This window comes from Proteus myxofaciens ATCC 19692, assembly GCF_001654855.1.
In the GTDB taxonomy this organism is placed as follows: domain Bacteria; phylum Pseudomonadota; class Gammaproteobacteria; order Enterobacterales; family Enterobacteriaceae; genus Proteus; species Proteus myxofaciens.
Map to the genome: position 1 here is coordinate 1 of NZ_LXEN01000048.1, position 21,198 is coordinate 21,198.

Annotated in this window: 17 protein-coding genes and 1 riboswitch; of the genes, 7 read left to right on the forward strand and 10 right to left on the reverse strand. The window is 38.1% G+C overall.

Going from position 1 to position 21,198, the window contains the following annotated elements:
- From recC to rppH, 9 genes are all read right to left on the reverse strand, one after another.
- The coding region (gene recC / locus M983_RS05685) for an exodeoxyribonuclease V subunit gamma (protein WP_066748405.1) at positions 1-1,964 on the reverse strand (1,964 nt) is incomplete at its 3' end.
- Positions 1,965-1,976: 12 nt separating this feature from the next.
- Positions 1,977-2,315, reverse strand: coding sequence for a hypothetical protein (locus M983_RS05690; protein ID WP_245684016.1), 339 nt, complete (start codon positions 2,313-2,315; stop codon positions 1,977-1,979).
- A complete protein-coding gene (locus M983_RS05695; RefSeq protein WP_083954558.1) occupies positions 2,312-2,767 on the reverse strand; it encodes a DUF2509 family protein in 456 nt (151 codons plus the stop codon). Before M983_RS05695 ends, M983_RS05690 begins: the two co-directional genes overlap by 4 nt.
- Positions 2,764-3,384: a prepilin peptidase-dependent protein gene (locus M983_RS05700; protein WP_066748408.1), complete on the reverse strand. Its 621-nt coding sequence runs from the start codon at positions 3,382-3,384 to the stop codon at positions 2,764-2,766. Before M983_RS05700 ends, M983_RS05695 begins: the two co-directional genes overlap by 4 nt.
- Positions 3,378-3,872, reverse strand: a complete 495-nt coding sequence (locus tag M983_RS05705; RefSeq protein WP_245684017.1) for a prepilin-type N-terminal cleavage/methylation domain-containing protein — start codon at positions 3,870-3,872, stop codon at positions 3,378-3,380. Before M983_RS05705 ends, M983_RS05700 begins: the two co-directional genes overlap by 7 nt.
- A 228-nt stretch (positions 3,873-4,100) precedes the next feature.
- A complete protein-coding gene (locus tag M983_RS05710) occupies positions 4,101-4,952 on the reverse strand; it encodes a thymidylate synthase (protein ID WP_066748411.1) in 852 nt (283 codons plus the stop codon).
- Between the two features lie 43 nt (positions 4,953-4,995).
- Positions 4,996-5,883: a prolipoprotein diacylglyceryl transferase gene (gene lgt, locus M983_RS05715; RefSeq protein WP_066748413.1), complete on the reverse strand. Its 888-nt coding sequence runs from the start codon at positions 5,881-5,883 to the stop codon at positions 4,996-4,998.
- Between the two features lie 89 nt (positions 5,884-5,972).
- Positions 5,973-8,219 carry a phosphoenolpyruvate--protein phosphotransferase gene (ptsP, locus tag M983_RS05720; RefSeq protein WP_066748416.1) on the reverse strand — a complete coding sequence of 749 codons (2,247 nt, stop codon included), beginning with the start codon at positions 8,217-8,219 and terminating at the stop codon, positions 5,973-5,975.
- Between the two features lie 8 nt (positions 8,220-8,227).
- The gene (gene rppH, locus M983_RS05725) at positions 8,228-8,758 is read right to left on the reverse strand and encodes an RNA pyrophosphohydrolase (protein WP_066748419.1); all 531 of its coding nucleotides are present in this window, start codon (positions 8,756-8,758) and stop codon (positions 8,228-8,230) included.
- Between the two features lie 112 nt (positions 8,759-8,870).
- Positions 8,871-8,961: riboswitch (TPP riboswitch) on the forward strand.
- A gap of 112 nt (positions 8,962-9,073) precedes the next feature.
- Here rppH and thiB point away from each other — a divergent pair.
- The 6 genes from thiB (at position 9,074) to rluA (ending at position 18,579) form a co-directional block, all read left to right on the forward strand.
- Positions 9,074-10,039, forward strand: coding sequence for a thiamine ABC transporter substrate binding subunit (thiB, locus tag M983_RS05730; RefSeq protein ID WP_066748451.1), 966 nt, complete (start codon positions 9,074-9,076; stop codon positions 10,037-10,039).
- A complete protein-coding gene (thiP, locus tag M983_RS05735; protein ID WP_066748423.1) occupies positions 10,039-11,619 on the forward strand; it encodes a thiamine/thiamine pyrophosphate ABC transporter permease ThiP in 1,581 nt (526 codons plus the stop codon). The genes thiB and thiP overlap by 1 nt, the downstream gene beginning before the upstream one ends.
- Positions 11,612-12,313: a thiamine ABC transporter ATP-binding protein ThiQ gene (gene thiQ / locus M983_RS05740; RefSeq protein WP_066748425.1), complete on the forward strand. Its 702-nt coding sequence runs from the start codon at positions 11,612-11,614 to the stop codon at positions 12,311-12,313. The genes thiP and thiQ overlap by 8 nt, the downstream gene beginning before the upstream one ends.
- A gap of 102 nt (positions 12,314-12,415) precedes the next feature.
- Positions 12,416-14,773 carry a DNA polymerase II gene (locus M983_RS05745; RefSeq protein WP_066748427.1) on the forward strand — a complete coding sequence of 786 codons (2,358 nt, stop codon included), beginning with the start codon at positions 12,416-12,418 and terminating at the stop codon, positions 14,771-14,773.
- Between the two features lie 192 nt (positions 14,774-14,965).
- The gene (rapA, locus tag M983_RS05750; protein ID WP_066748429.1) at positions 14,966-17,869 is read left to right on the forward strand and encodes an RNA polymerase-associated protein RapA; all 2,904 of its coding nucleotides are present in this window, start codon (positions 14,966-14,968) and stop codon (positions 17,867-17,869) included.
- Positions 17,870-17,925: 56 nt separating this feature from the next.
- Positions 17,926-18,579: a bifunctional tRNA pseudouridine(32) synthase/23S rRNA pseudouridine(746) synthase RluA gene (rluA, locus tag M983_RS05755; protein ID WP_066748431.1), complete on the forward strand. Its 654-nt coding sequence runs from the start codon at positions 17,926-17,928 to the stop codon at positions 18,577-18,579.
- A gap of 246 nt (positions 18,580-18,825) precedes the next feature.
- On the opposite strand, the gene djlA is transcribed toward rluA, so the two are convergent.
- A complete protein-coding gene (djlA, locus tag M983_RS05760; protein WP_066748440.1) occupies positions 18,826-19,626 on the reverse strand; it encodes a co-chaperone DjlA in 801 nt (266 codons plus the stop codon).
- A 431-nt stretch (positions 19,627-20,057) separates the two neighbouring features.
- Here djlA and lptD point away from each other — a divergent pair.
- On the forward strand, positions 20,058-21,198 hold a 1,141-nt coding region (gene lptD / locus M983_RS05765; RefSeq protein WP_157091931.1), incomplete at its 3' end, for an LPS assembly protein LptD.

Sequence of the window (21,198 nt, forward strand, 5' to 3'; positions counted from 1 at the left end):
CGCTGACTGATTTTTTCATCATCAAAACGAACGGTCAGTTCATCACGAATAATCACCAAAGGAATTTTATTGTGATATTCGGCTTTTAACCCATTATCAATCACTTTTTGCCATTGCTGAGTAATTAGCGCTAAAACCAATTCAGTCTCTTCATCTGATTCAAAAAAGGCTTCAACAAGTTGTTGCCCAATGTCTAACCACGCTTCAAGTGTCCGATTCTCACTTAAACGAGTTCGCCATTCACTCAATGTATAGAGAAAATCAGCTAAATGTCCAGCAAGCTCAGCCACTAAGCCACTTGATTCATCATAAGGGAGCACACCTTGCCAAGGACCACTTTTGCTTTCCATGGCATAGCCTAATAACATTCTTAATAGGCCGAATTCCCACGTATTTTTTCCTGTGATAGGTAATAGAAATGAGGCCACATTTTCATCATCTAATCCCCAACGAATACCCGATTCATCAACCCAACGCCGTAATAGCTTTAATTCATTTTCATATATAGAAAAATGTCCAGCTAAAGCAGGCACTTCGAGTAAAGCTAATACTTGTTCGGCAGTAAAGCGACTTTGAGGAAGATCGAGTAATGTGATAAAAGCTTGTAATACAGGATGAGCCTGGCGCGCTTTTCGGTCTGAAATGGCAAAAGGAATATAACGCTCTGGTGAAGCATTACCAAAAACAGCTTGAATATAAGGTGTGTAGCTATCGATGTCAGCTACCATAACAATAATATCGCGAGGGAGTATATCTGGCTCTTGTTCTAATAAATACAACAGTCTATCTTGCAAAACCTCAACTTCTCGTTGTGGACTATGGCTTGCGTGAAACGTTAATGAATTATCATCAAGCGAGATAATGCGTTTATTCTCACTGTGTTTATAGGTTTCAAAAGTAGTACCCAGCTGTGAGAAATCTTCTAAATCAAGAATATCAGCTTGTAATTGATGTAATAAATTATCTCTTGGAATATCTACAAATGCATCAAGTACATCTGTGTATTCAAGCTCAGAAAGAAAGTAGAGGTTATCTTTTCCTAGTTTGCCCCATGATGCTAATAGCGGATTACCAATATTTTGCTCACCCTCATCATTAAAAAGAAAAGATGCATTTTCTTCATCTTTAAACCAAGGCAATTCATTTAATTGTTTATAGTGACGTGGCTTTCTGCTATTAAGACGAGCTAAAAATTTAGGGTCTTGAATATCACCCCAGTAATAACGACATGGATTGGTAAATAATAGATAAATTTCAGTATGCCGGCCTATTGCTTGTAAGGCCTGTAAATACACTTGTGGAAGTGCTGAAATCCCACAAATGAAAATACGAGGTGGAAAGCAATGCTGTAAGTCGCCTTCTTTCGCTTTATTGAGTGTAGAAATAAATTGCTGATACAAATTAGAACGATGCCACTGAGGTTGATTAAGATCTTTAGTGTATTGTTGTAATGCAACCCACAGCGCTTTTTGCCAAAGTTGGTTTTCACTTAATCCATCAATCAGTTCATCTTTTTCCCATGATGCTAACCAATCTGAGCGATAGACTAAATATTGGTCAAATAAGTCGGCTATTCTACCTGCTAATTGGTGAAGTTTACGTTTATCTTCATCATCATTAAGGTAATGAAATAATGGTTCAAATATCTCTTCATCAAGAAAATTAGGCAATAGCGTCATTAATTTCCAAGTCATAGCATCTTTAGAAAATGCGCTCTCTTTAGGGATATCCGCTAATACACGAGTAAACATTTCCCAAATAAAAGTTGCAGGTAATGGATAGCGAATATTAGCGGCAATCCCTAAGCTTTCTGCTAGCTGGATTTGTAACCACTGCGACATGCCAGGACTTTGAACTAGAATAACTTCTTGTTCAAAAGGTGAAGAAAGTGGTCTGGTTTGCATAAAATGCACCATCAGTGATTTAAGCAATGATAACTGATTTGAGTGATAAATATGAAACATCAGAACCTCATGTTAATTACATATCCAGTGATATAACCGAATTGAGTTTGGATAATTATCAGCGAGCACTCCCTCTCTTTTCTGACATTCTTTAGATTGTAAACTTAATTGTGTCACTATTTTTAGGTTATACAATGAAGAGTTTGTTAATCCAGATTCATCAGATGTTTGTTCTAAGAATGCAAATAATGCGTATCCTGTTTGCTGAATATGAATTAGCCGTTGAAAATCCATTTTTAATGATTGACTATAACCTATAATAGCGACAAAGCTGATATTAAAAAATAGCAATATAAACATCATATTAAGCAATACCATACCCTGCTCACCTTGATGATAAAATTTTATCAAAACATGCACTCCTGATGATGCAATGGACAATAATCTATCCAGCCTTGTTGAATCGGAAACAGTATTCCACCGTCACCTCCAGAAACAACAACCCATTGATAATGATAAATTTTATCTCCTTTTGGCGAAATAGCTTGTCCTTGTAGTAAGGAGCGCGTTGGCGTTAAAAAGAGAAAACAACTTTTCATTGTAATATCATCACTAAATATCTGACATTGCCATTTATTTAAATTCACGGAATTAATATCCCAATGTAATGTAATTCCCCATGACAGTGCTGATTCTGCTAATAAAAAAGCTTGTTTTGCCTGTATTTCCATCATAACTAAGTGTTGTGCTTGCCGATAGTAATAAGAAAAACTCGCCAATAAAGACAAACTTATGCTAATAAAACTAATAAGTACCAATACACCAATAACCCCTTTTTGACTATCAGTCGCATATATCATCATAAATAAGAGATATTCCTCAGTGCAATACGTGCTTCATAGTGCGATTTCACTGCTGGATTCTGTTTTAATTCAAGTTTCAAAGAGAGTGATAAATAAAAAAAGGGGGTTTGTTTAATTGGATGACGCTCAGAATAGGATTTTATTATAAATTCAGTGACATGAATTTCATTACTATCAAAGAATTTTTGCCAGCCTGATGATTGACAATCATCTACACCTCTAACATGCTCTAACTGTCCATTTTTCAATCTAAAACCAAAGTATTCACTCTCTTTTGAAGATATAGGCTCCCAGCGACCATTGCTATTCATATCATAGATAAAAATAACGCAAGTCAGATAAGAGTGATGGCTTTTTTCGATTAACTTTATTGGTGATATTGGTTGGCATTTACCATTACAGTATCCTGCCCGTCTTAATTGTGTTTCTAATACGATTAAGCGTCCTCTTAAAAAAATATCTAAACGATATTGTTGATAAGCCTGCGTCAACATTTGAATCACATAAGGGTACGATTTATTTATACAGATGCATAAAATAGCCCCTATTGCGAAAGCAAATAAGTACTCCATCAGCATAAATCCTGGTGAAAAGAATAAGATAGGTCGTTTTAACATGATGAAAAAACCTTAATTTGCTGGCTACAAACTCTTATTCTTCCTAATGATGAAATAATAATTTTTACTTCATTACCAGCTTTTTTAATAACAAAGCTCATTGGTTTTAATGTTTGTCGTAAATGACCAAAAGTGACATTTTTTACAGTAGTCTGTTTAAGTTCAATACCTGCGACTAATTGGTATATTTCGTTTTTAGATGATGATTTATACTGAAAAGGTGTTGCAATAATTTTATTATCTGGAGCTATTAATAGCGTTATTTTTATAGGGTTATTAAATAATAAAGCATATTGCCGCTGAGTCGCGAGAAAAGCGATAACCTCTCTAACACTTTGTATTAGCTGACGTTGTGCTCTGATATGACTGAATGTTGAAATGGATAAATAACTTAAAGAAGCAACTATCGCCATCACGATAATCATTTCAAGTAAGCTTATTCCCGCCTCATGATGAAGCATGATGTCCTTATCTTGATAAGATTGCATTGTATTTTCCTTTAATAAACTAAGCCAAACAATGCAGTGAAAAGTCACAAGGGTAAATCAATGAAATCGAATTTCTAGAGAAGTGACGCAATAATATGATTTTCAGAGTATATACAGCACCATAATGATAAATATCAACAATGAAAATACTGTTTTAAATATGAAAAAATAAAGCTCTTACACTTGGTAAGAGCTTTATTATGTTAAAAGAGGGTTCAAAAGAAGGGATTAAACTGTAAATGGATATTTTATAGCTTCATGATATTGATAACCTTCAACAGTAAAGTCATCTGTTGTTACCCATGTTTCAATATCTTCTAGCGTTTTGATATCAGGGTTTATACGCAATGAAGGTAAAGGCAATGGATCTCTTTTTAATTGTACATCGCGCATAAGAGGTAATTGGTTTTCATAGATATGTGCATTAATTATCTTATGAAATGCTTTACCTGCCTTATGGCCTGTAATTTGAGCCACCAGCGCTAATAGCACAAAACATTGGATCTGGTTAAAGTTCAACCCAAGAGGTACATCACAGCTACGTTGATAAGAAGTCAGATAGAGAGTGTCACCTACTAGTGAAAATGTGTGTGTATGCATACAAGGACGCAAACACCCTAATTCCATTTCACCAGGGTTATAGAACGTCACAATTTCACCACGATCATCAATGCCATTAGTGAGATTATTAATCACTTTGCGTAGCTGATCTAAATGTGTACCATCAGGACGCTGCCATTGTCTACCTTGAACGCCGTAGACTCTTCCCATATCATCCTCACCTTTACGGTATGGGTTATCTAACCAAGCGCTATTTTCGTTTGCATTAGCATTCCATGTATTACAACCAATTTCACGAAATTGAGCGGCATTATCATAACCACGTAAATAGCCTAGTAACTCAGCAATAGCCGCTTTATAGAAGCTTTTGCGTGTTGTTATTAGTGGAAATTGGTTATTAGCAACATCGTATTCCAGATCGGCATTAATCACCGTTAAACAACGGGTTCCTGTCCGTTTATTATCAATCCATTCCCCTTCATCGATAATGCGTTGACACAATGCCAGATACTGCTTCATGTTGTCTCTCTTCTAATTAACTAAAAATAAATTTCTCTCACATTTAGTGAGAAGGTGTTGAATTTTGTGGTGATGTTTTGTCTCGACGATAAGCCCAAACCATAAACACAATACCAAGTAAAATCATTGGGATAGATAAAATTTGCCCCATACTAATACCACCAAATAATCCTAATTGTGCATCTGGTTGACGGAAGAATTCAACGATAATACGGAATGCGCCATAACCAATCAGGAAAAGACCCGAGACACTTCCCATAGGACGGTTTTTACGCACAAAGATATTTAAGATGATAAACAGCACTACACCTTCTAACAACATTTCATAAAGCTGTGAAGGATGACGAGGCAATACGCCATATTGCTGGATAATAGGTAGGAATGTCGTTGGATCTTGTGCAACAATTTCAAGATCTTCTGCTCGTGAGCCTGGGAATAAGAAAGCCCAAGGTGTATCTAATGTGACTCGACCCCAAAGTTCACCATTGATAAAATTACCAATACGTCCAAGCCCTAAACCAAAAGGAATTAAAGGAGCAACAAAGTCCGCGACTTGAAAAAAGTGGCGTTTAGTGCGACGTGCAAACCAAATCATTGCACAGATAACCCCGATTAAACCACCATGGAATGACATTCCACCATCCCATACTTTGAATAGATATAAAGGATTATCTAAGAAAAGTGGTAGGTTGTAGAAGAATACATAACCTAAGCGCCCACCAATAAAGACGCCAACAAAGCCGACATAAAGTAATGTTTCAACTTCACTTTTTTGCCAACCGCTATTCGGTTTCGCCGCTCTTCTATTTGCTAACCAAAGAGCAAAAACAAAGCCTATCAGATACATCATGCCGTACCAGTGCAAAGACACAGGCCCGATAGAGAACATAACGGGATCGATTTCTGGAAATTTAAGGTAGTTTATACTCATTCTTCCCTACTTCATTTAGTTAATAAGCTTTCTGTTTAGACATATTTTAGACATATAATAAAACAGAAAAAAGTGGATACGAAGGCCTATCAGATACCTCCACGAATTAATCCTCCTAACCCTTGTTTTTCCATAAAATCAGAAGAAAGTCTTTTGATTTCTGTTGCTGTTTCCGCCTGCAAAATTTGTTGCATAAAGGGCTGTAAAACAGCGGGTTCAAGATGACGTAATAAATATTTTACTCTAGGTAAGCTGTGTCCACTCATACTGAGTTGCCGAAAACCTAGTCCAATTAATAATAATGCACCAATAGGTGTACCCGCCATTTCACCGCAAATACTAACAGGTAGCTGATAGTAGTGGCATTCCTTTACAATCAAATTTAATGAACGCAATAGTGCTGGATGCAAATTATCATAAAGAGAGGCAACATGGGTATTATTACGATCAACCGCAAGTAAATATTGTGTTAAATCATTGGTTCCTATAGAAATAAAGTCAATTCGACTAGCAAGCTGAGGTATTAGAAAAACTAAAGAAGGCACTTCCAACATAACACCTAACGGTGGCGGTAAACATTCTTGTTTTATTTCGCGACTGACTTCGTTGCAAGCTCTTAAGATAAGCATTTTAGCTTCATCAATTTCATCAATACTTGTCACCATGGGCAACAAGATCTTTAAATTCTGAAATTCTAAATTCGCTTTTAACATCGCCCTTAATTGGATCAAGAAAATTTCAGGTTGATCGAGCAATATTCTTATTCCTCGCCATCCTAAACAAGGATTTTCATCATTAATTGGCATATAAGGCAGTTGTTTATCTGCGCCAACATCGAGTGCTCGTAATACGACAGGTTTATCAGGGAAGAAAGAAAGGATCTCACGATAACGGTTTTTTTGTTCGTCTTCTGAAGGAAAACCATTTTGGATCATAAAGGGTATTTCAGTACGATATAATCCAACTCCATCAATACCAACGCTAATACGTTGTTCATATTTAATGCTTAGTCCCGCATTTAATTGGACACTCACGGCTTCGCCATTTTTTAATATAGCTTGTTGCTCGAGTTGATCCTCAGCGATTTGGCTTAATACCCTTTCTTCATCAATAATTTGCTTATATTCTTGTATAATAAAGCGTTCTGGCTCAATAAAAACTTCACTTCGATAACCATCAAGAATTAGCATTCTATTGTGTAGCAATTCAGGCTGTATATCTGCACCCATAATGGCAGGAATACCCATTGCACGAACTAAAATTGCAGAATGTGAATGTGTTGCACCATCACGAACAATCACACCTGCTAGTTGCTGTTCCGGTAATTCAGCCAATAAACTAGCACTGAGTTCATCAGCGACAAGAATAAAACGTTCAGGCCATGTATTTGCTGCGCTTAATTCGTCATCTAAATGGAATAAAAGTCGCTGACCTAATGCTTTAAGATCAGAGGCTCTTTCTCGCATATAGTTATCTTTTAAATCTGACAATAGCGCAGCGTATTGCTCAATAACTTGCTTTACTGCCCATTGTGCAACATAGCCTTGTGAAATGACCTCTACCATTTTTTGCTTTAATTGAGGATCATTTAATAGATGAGAGTACAAATCAAAAATCGCAGCACTCTCTTTTTGTGAATTCGCCATAAAGCGTTTACTAAAACGGCGGCACTCCGCTGTCGCACCTTCTAATGCAATATTAAGACGGATAAGTTCCGCGTTAATATCTAATGCACTTGCTTGAAAAACATTTTCTAGCGTAGGTTGAGAAACTTCTTGCCAACCATAAGCCATTACAACACCTGTTGAAACGGAAATAGCTTTTATACGGCTTTGGCGATATTGACCAAAGAGTCCTTTAGTCTGGACTTGCGCTAAAATTGCACCTAATTGTGTTGCCAAGGTAACAATAAAAGACTCTTCGCTTTCGTTAAATAAGCGCCTATCTTTTTGCTGAACAACAAGAACGCCTAATAATTGACGACGATAAACGATAGGTACACCTAAAAAAGCGCGTAGCTCATCTTCTTCTACTTGTGGGAGATATTTAAAATTAGGATGTTCACGGATGTCAGCAAGATTGATAAGCTCAGACTGGCGTCCAACTTCACCAACAACCCCTTCATCAAAAGAGAGACTTACTGCTCGGCCTTTTGGTTTTTTGAGTCCTTTTGTCGCCATTAAATAGAAACAACGACGTTGAATATCTGCAAGATAAATAGAACACACATCCGTGTGCATTGCCTGACACGTTTCGTTGACTAAGATTTCAAGAGCTTCTGGCAATTGTGTAGCCATAGCCACTTTTTCTACAATTTCTCGTAAACGTGTCAGCATGATCTTATCTAATACCTTTTACGGCGATATCCATAAGATGGACGTGATACAGACAACTGTTCTTGTAAAGGCATAACAACTGGCGCAAATTCCTTCATGACTCGCCGATAAACATCTCGTTTAAAAGAGACAACTTGACGAACAGGATACCAGTAGCTAACCCAACGCCAACCATCAAATTCTGGCGTTTTACTTTGCTGAACATTAATGTCCTTTTCATTACTTGTTAACTGCAAAAGGAACCAACGCTGTTTTTGTCCAATACAAACAGGTTTTGTGTCCCAACGCACCAAACGCTTAGGCAACTTGTAACGTAACCAGTTACGTGTGGAGGCAAGAATTTTTACATCCTTACGACTTAACCCAACTTCTTCGAACAACTCTCTGTACATTGCCTGTTCTGGCGATTCTCCTGGGTTAATTCCTCCTTGAGGAAATTGCCATGAATGTTGCCCATAACGACGAGCCCAAAGAACTTGTCCTTGCCGATTACAAATTACAATCCCTACATTCGGGCGGTAGCCATCATCATCGATCACCAGACTACCTCAATAACCAAATTTGAAAGATAACTCATTGTTTCACACTACTCACAGGCGGTAAACCTCTATCAACAGACTTTGCACAACGCATAGATTTATCTACAATGGGAAAATCTCAACGGGGTGCTTTTTGAGCTGAGAAAAACCCGTGGAACCTGATCCAGTTAATACTGGCGTAGGGATTTGAGTCAGGGTGCGACATAATTCAACACTTGTCTCCCTCACTCCTCAGATCCTATCTGACATTTTACTGAGGAATACGAAGTGATTATAAAATCATTAGGTTATACTTTTCTGATTAGCGCCTTTAGCATGATGGCTACATTTTCTACTCATGCTCAATCAACTAAGCCCACTCTTACTGTTTACACTTATGACTCTTTTACTGCCGATTGGGGGCCTGGGCCTGCAATTAAGAAAGCATTTGAAGCTCAATGTGATTGCGAATTAAAATTTGTGGCGCTTTCTGATGGTGTTTCTTTACTCAATCGCCTACGCATGGAAGGTTCAAAAAGTAAGGCTGATATCATTTTAGGATTAGATAACAATCTTATTCATTCAGCCAAAGAGACCGGCTTATTTGCGCAAAGCAATATCGATACTTCTACACTCACATTGCCTGAAAAATGGAGTGATGACACTTTTGTACCTTATGATTATGGCTATTTCGCCTTTATTTATGATAAAAATCGCATCGCTAATCCACCGAAAAGCATGGCACAATTACTTGATAGTAAAGAAAATTGGAAAATTATCTATCAAGACCCTCGTACTAGCACCCCGGGTTTAGGATTAATGTTATGGATGCAATCACTTTATCCTGAAAATAATGCAACAGAATGGAAAAAATTAGCGAATAAAACGTTAACGGTAACCAAGGGTTGGAGTGAGTCTTATGGGCTATTTTTAAAAGGTGAAGGTGATTTTGTTTTAAGCTATACCTCATCACCTGGCTACCACATCTTAATGGATAAAAAAGATAACTATGCAGCGGCTATTTTCGATGAAGGGCACTATTTACAAGTTGAAGTTGCCGCACAATTAAAATCAAGTCAACAACCTGAGTTAGCACAACAATTTATGAAATTTATGCTAACCCCTGAATTTCAAGAAACCATACCAACAACCAATTGGATGTACCCTGTTATTGATATACCATTACCAGAGGTTTACTCATTAATGCCAAAACCAGAAAAATCACGCCAGTTTGATGCTGATGTTGTGGCTAAAGAGCGCCAACAATGGACTCGTAACTGGCAGTCAGCGGTTAGTCGATAATGGCTAGATGGCTTATCCCGGGGCTATTCGCTTCGGGCTTATTGCTTAGTGTTGCGTTACTCTCCTTTGGTGCATTATGGATTAATGCACCAGAAGGTGAAATAACGTCTATTTTTAGCGATAGCTATTTATGGCATGTGGTTCGCTTTACTTTTTGGCAGGCATTTCTTTCCGCGTTATTTTCTGTATTGCCTGCCATTTGGTTAGCCAAAGCCCTTTTTCGTCGTCAATTTAAAGGAAAAAAGCTCTTTTTACGCCTTTGTGCGATGAGCTTAGTCTTACCTGTATTAGTCGCAATATTTGGAATTTTAACGGTTTATGGCAGAACAGGTTGGATTGCAACACTCTGCAAATGGCTAAATATTGATTACCAATTTACACCTTATGGCTTACAAGGCATTTTGCTAGCTCATCTCTTTTTTAATATGCCACTTGCTACCAGAATGCTGTTACAAGCCCTTGAAAGTATTCCTATACAACAACGTCAACTAGCCTCACAATTAGGTATGAATGGCTGGCAACGCTTTCGTTTTCTTGAATGGCCTTATTTATGGCGACAAATACTCCCCACAACGTCACTCATTTTTATGCTCTGTTTTGCAAGCTTTGCAACTGTACTTGCACTAGGAGGAGGACCTGCGGCTACCACTGTTGAGCTCGCCATTTATCAGGCTCTTAACTACGATTATGATTTACAACGAGCTGCACTTTTGGCCCTTATTCAGCTTTTTTGTTGCTTAGGTCTTGTTTTAGTTAGTCAAAAATTAAAAGGTGCACTATTCGTGGGGCAAAATCATCCTATTTTGTGGCGTGAACCTTATGATCCATTATGGACAAAAATAACAGATACTTTAATTATTACTGTTGCCATCCTCTTTTTAGTCCCCCCTATTTTAGCGGTAATAACAGACGGATTAAATAATCAGCTATTGACTGTTTTACAACAGCCCGTACTTTGGCAAGCTTTCACTACGTCACTGATTATCGCAGTTGGTGCTGGTGTTATATGTGTAGTTTTAACGATGATGCTACTATGGAGTAGTCGAGAATTGCGTTTGCGTCACTTTACAAAGGCAGGGCAAGCCATGGAATTAAGCGGACTGATTATTCTTGCTATGCCAGGTATTGTACTCGCGACAGGCTTTTTTATCCTATTAAACAGTACGATAGGATTACCAGAATCACCTTATAATCTCGTTATCCTAACGAATGCATTGATGGCTATTCCTTATGCATTGAAAGTACTTGAAAACCCAATGAATGATATCGCTTCTCGCTATAATCTTTTATGCCAATCACTGAATTTATATGGTATTAATCGCCTACGCTGGATAGAGCTACGAGCATTAAAAAAACCAATATCACAAGCACTTGCTTTTGCCTGCGTAATCTCTATTGGAGACTTTGGCATTGTTGCTTTATTTGGCAATGAAACATTCCGCACTCTGCCATTTTATCTTTATCAGCAGATAGGCGCTTATCACACACAAGATGGTGCAGTAACCGCTATGTTACTATTACTGCTGTGTTTTACGCTTTTTAGTCTTATAGAGCGAAGCTCAGGAAAATCCAATGATTAAATTAGAGCATCTTGCTTATACTTATGAGCACCAATCTTTTATCTTTAATTTAGCGGTAAAAAAAGGTGAGCGTATCGCAATATTGGGACCAAGTGGTGCAGGAAAAAGTACACTATTGAGCCTAATAGCAGGATTTTTATTCGCAGAGAAAGGCGCTCTTTTCTTAAATGGTATTAATCACACAAAAACGATTCCTGCTAAACGCCCTATTTCAATGTTATTTCAAGATAATAATGTTTTCTCTCATTTAACCGTGAGACAAAATATTGGATTAGGGCTCGATCCTGGATTAAGACTCAATGCATCACAAAAAAATCTTCTTGAAAATCGTGCTGAGCAAGTTTCATTAAGTCCTTTCCTTGAGCGTTTGCCCTCACAATTATCAGGAGGACAACGCCAACGAATTGCTATTGCGCGTTGCCTTGTGAGAGATAAGCCTATTTTATTATTAGATGAGCCGTTTTCAGCCCTTGATCCTGCATTGCGCATTGAGATGTTGGCACTATTAGATAAACTTTGTGAAGAAAAACAACTGACATTATTGATGGTTTCTCATAGTTTAGAAGATGCTGCAAAAATCACGCCAAGAGCGATAGTTATAGATGATGGAACGATTGTATATGATGGCAGTACACAATCACTGATTAATGGTGATGTTGACCAATCCATTATTTTAGGTATTCCATTTAATTAATTCGTGTTAGCTCGCATCACTAACAAATTAACTGTATAAATAACCATGAATATGGCTATAATAAATACATCTTTCATTTATTAAGTGTATTTATAAAAACCCATGACAGACCATACTGAACAAGGTTTTATTCTCACTCGCCATTGGAGCGATACCCCTAAAGGGGTTATTGTCTCCTATTGGCTTGTGACAGAACATGGTCCTCGAAAAGTCATAGTTCCTCTACAACATGCTATTGGTTTTGTTTCTCGTCAACATGAAACGCTATTGCGTTCATTAGTCGCGCAAAATAATGATATTGATATTCGCCCTCTTGAATTACGTGATTTCAATCGCGAGCTAGTTTTTGGTGTATATTGCAAACAATATCGTCAACTGATTCAGTTAGAACAACAGCTTAAAGAGCACAATATCCGCCTTTATGAATGCGATATTCGCCCTCATGAGCGCTATATGATGGAGCGTTTTATCACAGCTCCAGTATGGTTTCGCTATCAACAACATACCCACACTGTCTCACTAAAACCAGCTCCCGATTATCGTCCTTTATTACGCACTGTCTCTTTAGATATTGAAACCAGTGAATTTGGTGAGCTTTATTCTATTGGCTTAGCAGGTTGTGGTGATAATGTCGTCTTTATGTTGACGGACTCGTTACCCGATAGTATTGAAAGTGTACAATCAGAAGGGTATCGCCTGTGTTACGTTAGTAGCCGTTTACAACTTATTGAAAAACTTAATGAATGGATGCAATACTATGATCCTGATGCAATCATTGGTTGGAATTTAATTCAATTCGATTTACGTATTTTGCATACCCATGCACAACGCTATGGCATCAGCTTATTATTAGGTCGTCAAAATAGCCCTTTAGAATGGCGAGAGCATGGCTTTAAAGCAGGACACTTTTTTGCATCAGCACAAGGTCGCTTAATTATTGATGGTATTGAGGCATTAAAAATGGCGACATGGAATTTTCCTTCATTTAGCCTTGAAAATGTCGCACAAACCTTATTAGGCGAAGGTAAAGCCAGCGATACCCCTTATGATAGAATGGATGAAATTAATCGTCGTTTTAAGCATGATAAACTTGCATTAGCTTACTATAATTGGCAGGATTGCGTTTTAGTTAATCGCATTTTTGATATCACTAAGCTGATGGACTTCTTATTAGAAAGAGCCAGTGTAACTGGGCTTTCTGTTGATAGAAGTGGGGGGTCTGTTGCGGCATTTACTCATCTTTATCTACCTTCAATGCACCGTATTGGTTATGTTGCGCCTAATCAGGGCGAAAAACCTGAAGAGCACAGCCCTGGCGGTTTTGTGATGGATTCTACTCCAGGATTATATGATTCTGTTATCGTGCTTGATTATAAAAGCCTTTATCCTTCTATTATCCGTACTTTTTTAATCGACCCTGTGGGGATGATTGAAGGTATACATGATGCTGATGAAACACTCTCAGTTCCTGGTTTTCGTCAAGCTTGGTTTTCCCGCGAAAAACATTGTTTACCCGCTATTGTGTCACAGATTTGGCATGGGCGAGATAATGCTAAATTACAAAAGAATGCCCCATTATCTCAAGCGCTAAAAATTATAATGAATGCATTTTATGGTGTTTTAGGCTCAGTTGGGTGTCGTTTTTTTGACCCTCGCCTTGCTTCTTCAATTACGTTGCGTGGTCATGAGATTATGAAAAAAACACGTGAACTTATTGAGGAAAAAGGCTATCAAGTGATATATGGTGATACTGATTCCACCTTTGTTTGGTTAAAATCACCACATACAGAACAAAAAGCAAAAGAAATTGGTTATCAGTTAGCACAAGAAGTTAATCAATGGTGGAAAACGCATTTATCTGAAACCTATCAATTAGATTGCCATTTAGAACTTGAATATGAAACACATTATCGCCGTTTTTTAATGCCAACAATTAGAGGAATGGAGACTGGCAGTAAAAAGCGTTATGCTGGTTTAAGTGGTGATAAGATTATTTTTAAAGGATTGGAAACCGTTAGAACTGACTGGACACCATTAGCACAGCAGTTTCAACAAGAGCTATATACGCGTATTTTCCATCAGCAGCCTTATCAGCAATTTATTCGTGATTATGTGGCTGATACTTTTGCAGGTAAATATGATGATAGATTGGTTTATCGTAAGCGCTTACGTCGCAAGTTATCTGACTATCAGCATCATGTACCGCCTCATGTCAAAGCAGCAAGAGTTGCTGATACTTATAATCAATCAAAAAATAGACCGCAACAATATCAGCAAGGTGGTTGGATTAGTTATATAATCACTCTCTTGGGACCAGAACCGTTAGAGCACATCACCTCAACACCTGATTACGAGCATTACATTAATAAACAGTTAATGCCGATTGCAGATGCAATCTTGCCATTTATACAAGATGATTTTTCGACATTGTTAAATGGGCAAATGACGTTATCGTTCTAAGATAACTCATTTTGCAGGTGACGGTTTGCTTTACATCTATTAACATAGCGCCCCTTTGGTGATAATTTCCTACTCTTTGTTGAAAGAATGAATATTCTTTTAACTTGCAAAATTTTTGATGACAATACCGCAATACTGCATTCATTAATAATGATTTTTTAAATTAGATATTTGAGAGCTGAGTTTATATATATGCCTTTTACTCTTGGTCAACGTTGGATTAGCGATACAGAAAGTGAGCTTGGATTAGGAACTGTTGTGGCTATTGATGCCCGTATGGTGACTTTACTTTTCCCTGCATGTGGTGAAAACCGTCTTTATTCCCGTCAAGATGCGCCAATAACGCGGGTCATGTTTAATGCTGGCGATACTGTCACCAGTCACGATGGTTGGAAGCTAAAAATAGACAACGTTGATGAAGATAATGGCCTACTTATCTATAGCGGTGTGCGCTTAGACACTGAAGAGCCAGCGCAATTACGTGAAGTATTTCTAGATAACAAGCTGACTTTTAATAAACCGCAAGACCGTTTATTTGCAGGTCAAATAGATAGAATGGATCGCTTTGCATTACGTTACCGCGCTCGTAAATTTATGAGTGAGCAATTTAAACAAGCACAAAGTGGTTTACGTGGTATTCGTGCAAGCCTTATTCCTCATCAGCTTTATATCGCAAATGAAGTGGGTAAACGTCATAACCCTCGTGTTTTATTAGCTGATGAAGTTGGTTTAGGTAAAACCATTGAAGCCGGGATGATAATCCACCAGCAATTAATGGATGGACGCGCTGAACGTATATTAATCATCGTACCTGAAAGCTTACAACATCAATGGCTAGTAGAAATGTTACGTCGTTTTAATTTACGTTTCTCACTCTTTGATGATAGCCGTTATAGCGAAGCATTACTTGATAGTGATAATCCTTTTGAAACAGAACAAATGATTATTTGTTCTTTAGACTTTGTTCGTAAAAACAAGCAGCGTTTTGAACATCTTGTTGAAGCAACATGGGATATGTTAGTTGTCGATGAAGCACATCACCTTGTGTGGAGTGAAGATGCACCAAGTCGCGAATATCAAGTTATTGAAGAATTGGCCAATTCAATCCCTTCAGTTTTATTATTAACAGCAACACCTGAACAGCTAGGTCAAGAAAGCCACTTTGCACGTTTACGCCTGCTTGATCCTGATCGCTTTCATGATTACAACGAATTTGTTAATGAACAGCAAAAATATCAGCCTGTTGCAGATGCGGTAACCTTTTTATTATCTGATGATAATTTGAATGAACAGCAACAAACTATTATCAGCGATATGATCAACGAGCAAGATGTTAAAACACTTCTCACTGATGCTAATAGCAAAAATGAATTACGTAGCCAATCTCGCCAAGAACTTATCCACCGCTTAATGGATAGACATGGTACAGGTCGCTTATTATTCCGTAATACGCGTTCTGGGGTAAAAGGATTCCCTAATCGCCGATTAAATGCGATAAAAATGCCACTGCCTACACAATATCAAACAGCTATTAAAGTGGCTGAGATTATGGCAGCGAAAAAGAGCCTTGAAGTACGCGCAAAAGAAATGCTTTATCCTGAACGTATTTATCAAGAATTTGAAGGTGAAAATGCCACATGGTGGAACTTTGACCCTCGTGTTGAATGGTTGCTTAACTTCTTAACCGCTAATCGCGACGAGAAAGTATTAGTTATCTGCGCTCAAGCGGCAACTGCATTGCAATTAGAACAAGTATTACGTGAGCGTGAAGCAATTAGAGCAGCGGTGTTCCATGAAGGTATGTCATTACTTGAACGCGACCGTGCAGCTGCTTATTTTGCTTCTGAAGAAGAAGGCGCACAAGTACTTCTTTGCTCTGAAATTGGTTCTGAAGGTCGTAACTTCCAATTCGCGAATCAACTTGTGATGTTTGATTTGCCATTCAATCCTGATTTATTAGAACAACGTATTGGTCGTCTTGATCGTATCGGTCAAAATCGTGATATTGAAATCAGCGTTCCTTATCTTGAGGGTACTGCTCAATCAGTATTACTGCGTTGGTATCACGAAGGATTAGATGCCTTTGAGCATACATGCCCAACAGGTCGTACTATCTATGATAATGAATATACTTCATTAGTTAACTATCTTGCTCAACCTCACCAATTAGAAAATTTTGATGAATTTATTCATGCGTGTCGCCAACAACATGATGAAATGAAACAAACCCTCGAACAAGGCCGAGATCGCCTATTAGAAATGCATTCTAATGGCGGAGAGCAAGGCGTGAAACTTGCTGAAAAAATCAGCTCACAAGATAATGATCCTGAGTTAGTTAATTTTGCCCTTAATCTCTTTGATATTGTGGGTATTAACCAAGAAGACAGAAGCGATAGCTTAATTGTTCTAACACCATCTGATCATATGCTTGTCCCTGATTTTCCAGGATTATCACAAGATGGATGTACTATCACCTTTGATAGAGAACAAGCGCTTTCTCGTGAAGATACACAGTTTATTAGTTGGGAACACCCTATCATCCGCAATGGTTTAGACTTAATACTTTCAGGTGATACCGGAAGTTGCGCGGTTTCTTTACTAAAAAATAAAGCATTACCTGTAGGCACTTTGCTTGTAGAATTAATTTATGTCATTGAGGCTCAAGCGCCTAAACATTTACATCTTGCTCGCTTCTTACCACCAACTCCAGTGCGTTTACTTCTAGACTTAAAAGGAAATAATCTCGCATCTCAAGTTGAGTTTGAAAGCTTTAACCGTCAGTTAAATGCGGTAAATCGTCATACCTCAAGTAAGCTAGTTAATGCAGTACAAAGTGAAGTTCACCAAGTTCTTAAATCATCAGAGCCATTGATGGAAGTGCAAGCCGCGGAGCTTATCAAACAAGCGAAAGAAGAAGCGGAACACGCATTAACGAATGAATTATCTCGTTTAACAGCATTACGTGCTGTTAACCCGAATATTCGTGATGATGAAGTTGAAGCAATAGAAAATGAAAAAACGCAAATTCTACGCCATTTAGATGAAGCATCATGGCGCTTAGATGCGATTCGTTTGATTGTCGTAACTCACCAGTAATTAGCTTTATAACGGGGAGTTAATGACTCCCCATCATTTTTGATGAGATATCCATTATGATGGAAGTTTATAATCCACCAACTGATCCTTGGCTACATGTTCTCTATCAAGATGAACATATTATGGTTGTAAATAAGCCAAGCGGACTTCTTTCTGTACCCGGCAAAGCTCTTGAACATCATGATAGTATTATGTCGCGTATTAAAGCTCAATTCCCTAATGCCGAGTCGGTACATCGCCTTGATATGGCAACCAGTGGAGTGATAGTTGTTGCGCTAAATAAAGCTGCAGAGCGCGAATTAAAACGTCAATTTCGAGAGCGTGAGCCCAAAAAGACCTATATCGCTAGAGTATGGGGACACCTTGAAAAAGAAAAAGGCTTAATTGATTTACCCTTGATTTGTGATTGGCCAAATAGACCAAAACAGAAAGTCTGTTATGAAACAGGGAAGGCTGCACAAACGTTCTATGAAGTATTAGCTTATGAAGAAAGTGCAACTCGAGTGAAATTATCACCTATTACAGGTCGTTCACATCAATTACGAGTGCATATGCTAGCACTAGAACATCCTATCTTAGGGGATAGGTTTTATGCTCATCCACAAGCAAAAGCGATGGCATCTCGCCTACAATTACATGCTCAGGAATTATCGATTACCCACCCTGTTTTCCATTCGCCAATGCATTTTGAATGCTTAGCGGACTTTTAATTTACCGATGGTGCTATGAAACGGTCACTGAACTCAGTGAAGCTAGGAACACACACATCGCTACTCCTAAAACCCCAATAAGAACACGGACGTTTGACATTGATTGATTTCCTTTTGTAAGAGAAAAGAGAATGAAATTATTAAATTTCACTTATATTTTAACGGATAAAATAATAATCTCAAGTTAACCTCAAATACCGACATCACGAATCAAGGTTCTCTTTTCTCATTTTCCTTTACAAGTGTTTAACGAAATCCTTTTTCTTTTTTAATCAAATCATAAGCGACTTGTATTGCTTGTGCTTTTTCTTTGGCTATCTGCATCATTTCGGGTGGTAACCCCTTAGCCACTAATTTATCAGGATGATGCTCACTCATAAGTTTTATATAAGCTCTCTTTACTGTTTTAGCATCATCAGTTTCTTTTACGCCAAGCACTTTATAAGCATCAGATAATGTAGGACCTTGAGATTGTGCCTGATATTCCTGTTGATGTTGATAGTTGAAGCTCTGCCCTGCTTGCATCATTGCTAAAATATGCTCAAAATGCATACGAGAAAAACCTAACTCATCAATAATGACAAATAGCATTTTTTTCTCATTAGGGTGCAATTGCCCATCTGCAAAGGCCGCTTGTAATTGAATTTCCAGAAACATCTGAAGTAAGTCACGACGACCAGCACAAATTTGTCTAACGCGTTGTAATGTTGTTCTTAATGGAAAATCAGGTGATTTTCCCTCTCTAAATGCTTGTTGTGCTGCTTGGCGAGCTATTCCATGCAGATCCATTCTATCCATCAGACGATTAGCAAGCGAAATATCGGTTTGCGTCACTCTTCCTTTAGATTTTGTTAAATGTCCAAGCACTTGAAATGTCGCTGCAAAGAAAAATGCTTGTCTATCACGGGTATAGCGCCCACCACTTCCCATTTTACTTCTTTGCATGTCATAAAGATGGCCTAGAAAAACGCCAATAACAATGCCCCAAAAACCGATACCAGCAAAGCTACCGATGACTAAGCCTAATAATTTTCCCCAATAGCGCATAGACTCCTCAAATCTTCAATGCCCTGATCGCAATAATGCATTATCATACTATTCATTTGCGTTCACACCTAACACCAAGCTATACCTAAATGGACTTTTTCTTAAAATGAAGATGTTTACCGTTTCTCTTTGCAGAGAGGTAATGCTGTTTTCGTTTAAATTGTGTTAAAGTAAAATGAGTGACCAAACAAATAACTTTAGCGTTGTTATACAACTTACAATACCGCCAAAGCACGGTGTTTTTTGTTTCTAATGCTATAAACCTATTTCGACACAAAAACATCGAAAAAATCAGGTAAGTGCCTGTTTTTCGGTTACCGTTGGAACAATGTTCAGGACGTAGGGCTAGTGTCGCATAACCCCCTGCGTTTGTTTCTCGCAATTGAATTGATAAGCAAGAGACCACTGATGACGGAAGCACATACATACTTATGAAAAAAAGTTATCCCACACTGCTGGCCACCTTAGTTTGGGCCACAATATATGGTCAGCCTGCCTATGCTGATCTTGCCTCTCAATGTTTATTGGGAGTCCCTGTTTATAATAAACCGCTAGTAGAAGGCGATCCTAATTCATTACCCGTAACCATTACCGCAAATGATATGCAAGGTGAATATCCTCGCATGGTTCAATATAAAGGTAATGTTGATATTAAACAGGGCAATCAGACCTTAAGTGCAGATAGTGTTGAGTTAACACAAACTGAAAGCGAAATCCCCTTAAGAATGGTTACTGCAACGGGTAACGTTGCATACGACGATCCACAAATTATGCTAAAGGGTCCTCGTGCTTGGTCTAACCTTAACAATAAAGATACCGATATTGAAGAAGGTAAATACCAAATGGTGGGTCGCCAAGGTCGCGGTCACGCAAATAAAATGCAATTGCGTGGCGAAAACCGCTATACCATCATGGATAAAGGGATGTTTACCTCTTGCTTACCTGGCGATGATAGCTGGAGCGTTGTTGGCTCAGAAGTTATCTTAGACAGAGAAGAGCAAGTCGCAGAAATTTGGAATGCACGTTTTCGGGTTGCTAACGTCCCCATCTTCTACAGCCCTTATCTTCAGCTTCCTATCGGTGATAAACGGCGTTCAGGTTTCCTTATTCCAAACGGTAACTACTCTAAAAGTTCAGGCTTTGATTTTGCATTGCCTTACTATTGGAATATTGCACCTAATTATGATGCAACTATCACAACGAATTATATCAGCCGTCGTGGTTTAAAATTAGATAATGAATTCCGTTATTTAACGAAACCCGGTAGCGGTACTATTGCCGTTGATTGGATTAACCACGATTCGCAATACAATAAAGATAAAGCAGATGAAAAGGCGGGCTATCTTCCTCGTGATTCTGCATCACGTTGGTTATTCTACTGGGGACACAGTGGGGTAATGAACAATGTCTGGCGTTTTAATATCGACTATACCAAAGTAAGTGATAATAAATACTTCACTGATTTCAACTCACAGTATGGTAATACGACAGATGGCTACGCAACTCAAAAGTTCAGCACTGGTTATTCACAACAAAATTGGAATGCAACATTAACTACTAAACAATTCCAAA

Bases quoted from the DNA above. Each gene is read 5' to 3' on its own strand.
- M983_RS05695 (WP_083954558.1), bottom strand. From the start codon at position 2,767: ATGATGATATATGCGACTGATAGTCAAAAAGGGGTTATTGGTGTATTG.
- M983_RS05700 (WP_066748408.1), bottom strand. From the start codon at position 3,384: ATGTTAAAACGACCTATCTTATTCTTTTCACCAGGATTTATGCTGATG.
- M983_RS05705 (WP_245684017.1), bottom strand. From the start codon at position 3,872: ATGCAATCTTATCAAGATAAGGACATCATGCTTCATCATGAGGCGGGA.
- M983_RS05710 (WP_066748411.1), bottom strand. From the start codon at position 4,952: ATGAAGCAGTATCTGGCATTGTGTCAACGCATTATCGATGAAGGGGAA.
- lgt (WP_066748413.1), bottom strand. From the start codon at position 5,883: ATGAGTATAAACTACCTTAAATTTCCAGAAATCGATCCCGTTATGTTC.
- ptsP (WP_066748416.1), bottom strand. From the start codon at position 8,219: ATGCTGACACGTTTACGAGAAATTGTAGAAAAAGTGGCTATGGCTACA.
- thiB (WP_066748451.1), top strand. From the start codon at position 9,074: ATGATGGCTACATTTTCTACTCATGCTCAATCAACTAAGCCCACTCTT.
- thiP (WP_066748423.1), top strand. From the start codon at position 10,039: ATGGCTAGATGGCTTATCCCGGGGCTATTCGCTTCGGGCTTATTGCTT.
- thiQ (WP_066748425.1), top strand. From the start codon at position 11,612: ATGATTAAATTAGAGCATCTTGCTTATACTTATGAGCACCAATCTTTT.
- M983_RS05745 (WP_066748427.1), top strand. From the start codon at position 12,416: ATGACAGACCATACTGAACAAGGTTTTATTCTCACTCGCCATTGGAGC.
- rapA (WP_066748429.1), top strand. From the start codon at position 14,966: ATGCCTTTTACTCTTGGTCAACGTTGGATTAGCGATACAGAAAGTGAG.
- rluA (WP_066748431.1), top strand. From the start codon at position 17,926: ATGATGGAAGTTTATAATCCACCAACTGATCCTTGGCTACATGTTCTC.
- djlA (WP_066748440.1), bottom strand. From the start codon at position 19,626: ATGCGCTATTGGGGAAAATTATTAGGCTTAGTCATCGGTAGCTTTGCT.